The following is a 6,251-nucleotide window of genomic DNA, read 5'->3' on the forward strand; positions in this document are numbered from 1 at the left end:
CTTCGGCTACGACGGTCTGGAACTCGCCTGCTGGGGCGACCACTTCGAGGTCGACAAGGCGCTCGCCGACCCCGCGTACATCGACGGGCGGCACGCCCTGCTCGACAAGTACGGGCTCAAGTGCTGGGCGATCTCCAACCACCTCGTCGGGCAGGCCGTCTGCGACGCGATCATCGACGAGCGCCACCAGGCGATCCTGCCCGCCCGCATCTGGGGCGACGGCGAGGCGGAGGGGGTGCGGCAGCGGGCCGCCGCCGAGATCGAGGACACGGCACGGGCCGCCGCGGCCTTCGGCGTCGACACGGTGGTCGGCTTCACGGGGTCCTCGATCTGGCACCTGGTCGCGATGTTCCCGCCGGTCCCCGACCGCATGATCGAGCGGGGGTACGAGGACTTCGCCGACCGCTGGAACCCGATCCTGGACGTCTTCGACGCCCAGGGCGTCCGGTTCGCCCACGAGGTGCACCCCTCGGAGATCGCCTACGACTACTGGACCACGAAGAAGGCCCTGGAGGCGGTCAGCCACCGGGCCGCCTTCGGCCTGAACTTCGACCCCTCGCACTTCGTCTGGCAGGACCTCGACCCGGTCGGGTTCCTGTACGACTTCCGCGACCGCATCTACCACGTCGACCGCAAGGAGGCCCGGCGCCGCCTGGACGGCCGCAACGGCCGCCTCGGCTCCCACCTGCCCTGGGGCGACCCCCGGCGCGGCTGGGACTTCGTGTCGGCGGGCCACGGGAACGTGCCGTGGGAGGACGTCTTCCGCATGCTGCGCTCGATCGCCTACGAGGGCCCCGTCTCGGTGGAGTGGGAGGACGCGGGCATGGACCGCCTCCAGGGCGCCCCGGAGGCCCTCAAGCGCCTCAAGGCGTACGACTTCGAGGCCCCGACGGCGTCGTTCGACGCGGCGTTCGGCGGCTCGGACTGAGGCATGTCACGGGCGGGCCGGTGACGGCCCGCCTTGTTTGTCCAGCGACAGGAAAAAGTTCAACTTCAATGGCGCGCAAGGGCTTTCCGCCCGGGACAAACGTGGCTACCGTCCTGTGAGGTGTACAGGACATGAATGGACCGGGGTGACGGCGCACCCCGGCGCACGGCGCAAGCACCCGCGTACGACCGTCCCCCTTCCGGAGGAACTTCCGTGCACAGGAAACGCCCGAGACTCCACCAAGCCCTCGCCCTGCTGACCGGCACCCTGCTCACCGGTGCCTCACTGGCCCTCGCCGTACCCCACGCCGGTGCCGTCCCCGCGGACCCGCCCGYSWCGGCCGCCCCCGTCGCCGAAGACTTCCAGCAGGTCACCCTCGCCAAGGGCGCGGCCGAGACCGGTGAGCCGATGACACTCGCCGTACTCCCCGACCGCTCGGTCCTGCACACCTCGCGGGACGGCACGCTGCGCCTGACCGACGCCGCGGGCAACACCAAGGTCGCGGGCAAGATACCGGTCTACTCGCACGACGAGGAAGGCCTCCAGGGCGTCGGCATCGACCCGAATTTCAAGGACAACCGGGCGATCTTCCTCTACTACGCGCCGCCGCTCGACACCCCCGCGGGAGACGCCCCGGAGAACGGCACCGCCGAGGACTTCAAGAAGTTCGACGGCGTCAACCGCCTTTCCCGCTTCGTCCTCAAGGCCGACGGCACGCTCGACAACGCCAGCGAGAAGAAGGTCCTCGACGTCCCCGCCAGCCGCGGCACCTGCTGCCACGTCGGCGGCGACATCGACTTCGACAAGGACGGCAACCTCTACCTGTCGACCGGCGACGACTCCAACCCCTTCGCCTCCGACGGCTTCACACCCATCGACGAGCGCTCCACCCGCAACCCCGCCTTCGACGCGCGGCGCAGCGCCGGCAACACCAACGACCTGCGCGGCAAGATCCTGCGCGTCAAGGTCGCCGACGACGGCAGCTACACCGTCCCCGACGGCAACCTCTTCGCCAAGGGCACCGAGAAGACCCGCCCCGAAATCTACGCGATGGGCTTCCGCAACCCCTTCCGGATGAGCGTCGACAAGCCCACCGGAACCGTCTACGTCGGTGACTACGGCCCCGACGCGGGCGCCGCCGACCCCAAGCGCGGCCCCGCCGGGCAGGTCGAGTTCGCCCGGGTGACCAAGGCGGGCAACTTCGGCTGGCCGTTCTGCACCGGCAAGAACGACCCCTACGTCGACTACGACTTCGCCACCGGCACCTCGGGTGCCACCTTCGACTGCGCGGCCCCCAGGAACGACTCGCCGCACAACACCGGCCTCACCGACCTGCCGCCCGCCCAGGAAGCGTGGATACCGTACGACGGCGGCTCCGTCCCCGAGTTCGGCTCCGGCTCCGAATCCCCCATGGGCGGCCCGGTCTACCGCTACGACGCGGCCAGCACCTCGCCCGTGAAGTTCCCCGAGGCCTACGACGGCGACTTCTTCGCCGGTGAGTTCGGCCGCCGCTGGATCAAGCGCATCGAACACGGCTCGGACGGCGCCGTGCGGTCCATCAACCCCTTCCCGTGGACGGGAACCCAGGTGATGGACATGGAGTTCGGCCCCGACGGCGCCCTCTACGTCCTCGACTACGGCACCGCCTGGTTCGGCGGCGACGAGAACTCCGGGCTCTACCGCATCGAGAACGCCACCGAGGGCCACTCCCCGGTCGCCGAGGCGAGCGCCTCGGTCACCAGCGGCCAGGCCCCGCTGCGCACCAAGTTCACCGCGAAGGCCACGGACGCCGAGGGCGGCACCCTGACCTACGCCTGGGACTTCGGCGACGGCGGCAAGTCCACCCAGCAGAACCCCACGTACACGTACAAGAAGAACGGTGTCTACACCGCCACCGTGACGGTCAAGGACTCCACCGGACGCACCGGCTCCGCCAGCGCCCACCTCACCGTCGGCAACACCGCGCCCAAGGTCACCCTGGAGCTCCCCGGTGACGGCCAGCTCTTCACCTTCGGCGACAAGGTGCCCTTCAAGGTCAAGGTCACCGACCCGGAGGACGGACCCGTCGACTGCGCCAAGGTGAAGGTCACCCACATCCTCGGCCACGACAGCCACGGCCACCCCGTGACCTCCGCCAACGGCTGCTCCGGGACCATCCAGACCTCCGCCGACGGCGAGCACGACCCGAACGCCAACATCTTCGGTGTCTTCGACGCCGAGTACACCGACAAGGGCGCGAACGGCCAGCCCGCGCTGACCACCCACGACCAGAACGTCGTCCAGCCCAAGCACCGCCAGGGCGAGCACTACAACGACGCCAAGGGCGTCTCCGTCGTCAGCCACACCCCCGCCCACGGCGGCAAGACGGTCGGCGACATCCACAACGGCGACTGGATCTCCTTCGAGCCCTACCTCCTCGGCAACGCCACCAAGCTGACCGCGCGCGTCGCCTCCGCGGGCTCCGGCGGCACCCTGGAGGTCCGCAGCGGCTCGGCGACCGGCAGGCTGCTCGGCACCGCGAAGGTCGCGCCGACCGGCTCATGGGAGACGTACGCCGACGTCAGCGCCACCCTCTCGAAGCCGCCGACCAGGACCACCACGCTCTACCTGGTCTTCAGGGGCAGCGGATCGGGCGCGCTCTACGACGTCGACGACTTCACCTTCACCACCTCGGCCACGGCGAAGAACCGCACCCACTGAGAGGGAGTGACCACCATGCGCAGACGAGCTCGGCTCCTCACCGCGACCGCGGCCGCCGCTCTGCTCATCGGATGCGTGTCGGGCCCCGCGGCCTCCGAGCCAGGACACGGCGGCGCCAAGGCGGGCGAAAGGGTGCTCGTCTTCTCCAGGACGGCGGGCTTCCGGCACGACTCGATCCCGGCGGGCATCCAGACCGTCAGGGAACTCGGCGCGGCGAACGGCTTCACCGTCGACGCCACCGAGAACGCCGGAGCCTTCACCACCAAGAACCTCAGCCGCTACGACGCCGTCGTCTGGCTCTCCACCACCGGCGACGTCCTGAACGCCGCCCAGCAGAGCGCCTTCGAACGCTACGTCCGGGGCGGCGGCGCCTACGTCGGCGTGCACGCCGCCGCCGACACCGAGTACGACTGGCCCTTCTACGGCGGACTCGCGGGCGCCTACTTCCAGTCGCACCCCGCGATCCAGCAGGCCAAGGTCCACGTCGAGGACCACGCCCACCCCGCCACCGCCCACCTGGGCAGCGGCGCCTGGGAACGCACCGACGAGTGGTACAACTACCGCTCCAATCCGCGCGAGCGGGCCCGCGTGCTCGCCACCCTCGACGAATCCTCCTACTCCGGCGGCTCCATGCCGGGCGACCACCCGATCGCCTGGTGCCAGGAGTACGAGGGCGGCCGCTCCTTCTACACCGGAGGCGGCCACACCAAGGAGTCCTACGCCGAACCGGCCTTCCGGCAGCACCTCCTCGGCGGCATCCGCTGGGCGGCCGGCGCCGCCCAGGCGGACTGCCGGCCCGAGAAGGGCTACACGCAGATCTTCGACGGCACGGCGGCCTCGCTCGGCGCCTGGAAACAGGCGGGCCCCGGCTCCTTCGCCCTCAAGGAGGACGACGGGACGCTGTCGACCGTCGGCGGCATGGGCATGCTCTGGTACGACCGGCGCGAGCTCGGCTCGTACTCGCTCAAGCTGGACTGGCGGATGGCCGGTGACGACAACTCCGGGGTCTTCGTGGGCTTCCCGCCCTCCGACGACCCCTGGTCCGCCGTCAACAACGGCTACGAGATCCAGATCGACGCCACCGACGCCCCCGAGAAGACCACGGGCTCCGTCTACGGCTTCAAATCCGCCGACCTCGGCAAGCGCGACAAGGCGCTGAACCCGCCGGGGGAGTGGAACACCTACGAGATCCGCGTCGAGGGCGAACGCCTTCGCGTCTACCTCAACGGTGTCAAGATCAACGATTTCACCAACACCGACCCGGCACGCAGCCTGCGCCAGGGGCACATCGGCATCCAGAACCACGGTGACTCCGATGAGGTCTCCTTCCGGAACATCCGCCTGAAGGAACTGGCCCCGCCACCCGCCTCCTCCGCACCGAAGCCAGGCCCGGGAGGGGGCCGCTAGACGACGGCGGGCGGAGGACGCCGGACCTCCGCCCGCCGTCTTCGACCCACCGCACCCGCACCCCGCTCCATGTCCCCTACGTCATCTGTACCTCACGGCGCGTGTCCCTCGCGTCATGGCAGGAGGCATCCATGTCCACATCCGCGCTCTCCAGCTCTTCCGTCGGCGTCTGGCTGATCGGCGCCCGCGGTTCGGTCGCGACCACCGCCGTCGCGGGATGTGCGGCGGTGGCCGCCGGGCTCCACCCACCCACCGGCATGGTCACGGAGACACCTCCCTTCGCCGACAGTGGCCTGCCAACGTTGTCGTCGCTCGTCTTCGGCGGCCACGACACCGCGCACTGCCCCCTGCCCAAGCGCGCCGAGGAACTCGCCGCGGGCGGCGTCCTGCCGCACGGCCTCCCCTCGGCCGTCCACGCCGAACTCACCGCGGCCGACACCGAGATCCGCCCCGGCGGCCCCCTGCCGGGCGACACCCGCACCGACGAGGAACTGACGGCCGCCTTCGCGGAGGACATCCGCGACTTCACCCGGCGCCGGGGCCTGGCCCGCACGGTCGTGGTGAACGTGGCCTCGACCGAACCGCTCCATGACGGCACGGACCGGCTGCCCGCCAGCTCCCTCTACGCCGCCGCGGCACTCAGGGCTGGTTGCCCGTATGTGAACTTCACCCCCTCCACCGGCCTGCACCACCCCGCCCTCGCCGACGCGGCCCGCACCGCCGGGCTGCCCCACGCCGGACGCGACGGCAAGACCGGTCAGACGCTCCTGCGGTCGGTGCTCGGCCCGATGTTCGCCCAACGCGCCCTCGCCGTACGCGCCTGGTCCGGCACCAACCTCCTCGGCGGCGGCGACGGCGCCGCCCTCGCCGACCCCGCGGCCGCCGCCGCCAAGAACGCGGGCAAGGAACGCGTCCTCGCCGACACCCTCGGCACCACCCCCGAGGGCCAGGTCCACATCGACGACGTGCCCTCCCTCGGCGACTGGAAGACCGCCTGGGACCACATCGCCTTCGACGGCTTCCTCGGCACCCGCATGGTGCTCCAGACCACCTGGCAGGGCTGCGACTCCGCCCTCGCCGCACCGCTCGTCATCGACCTCGCCCGCCTGACCGCCCGGGCCCACGAACGCGGCATCACCGGCCCCCTCCCGGAACTCGCCTTCTACTTCAAGGACCCGGACGACGGTGCCCCCGCGGCCCTCGGCGAGCAGTACAC

At 70.9% G+C, this 6,251-nt stretch carries 4 protein-coding genes; all 4 read left to right on the plus strand.

Annotated features, from left to right (window positions below; all coding sequences use genetic code 11):
• Positions 1–928: sugar phosphate isomerase/epimerase family protein (locus tag AB8Z36_RS30605; protein ID WP_369216640.1), on the plus strand; the 928-nt coding region annotated here is incomplete at its 5' end.
• A gap of 213 nt (positions 929–1,141) precedes the next feature.
• On the plus strand, positions 1,142–3,628 hold the full coding sequence (locus tag AB8Z36_RS30610) for a PQQ-dependent sugar dehydrogenase (RefSeq protein ID WP_369216641.1): 2,487 nt from the start codon (positions 1,142–1,144) through the stop codon (positions 3,626–3,628).
• Positions 3,629–3,643: 15 nt separating this feature from the next.
• The gene (locus AB8Z36_RS30615; RefSeq protein ID WP_369216642.1) at positions 3,644–5,035 is read left to right on the plus strand and encodes a ThuA domain-containing protein; all 1,392 of its coding nucleotides are present in this window, start codon (positions 3,644–3,646) and stop codon (positions 5,033–5,035) included.
• Between the two features lie 131 nt (positions 5,036–5,166).
• Positions 5,167–6,251: inositol-3-phosphate synthase (locus AB8Z36_RS30620; protein WP_369216643.1), on the plus strand; the 1,085-nt coding region annotated here is incomplete at its 3' end.

Source organism: Streptomyces flavofungini (assembly GCF_041028215.1).
Lineage (GTDB): Bacteria > Actinomycetota > Actinomycetes > Streptomycetales > Streptomycetaceae > Streptomyces > Streptomyces flavofungini_B.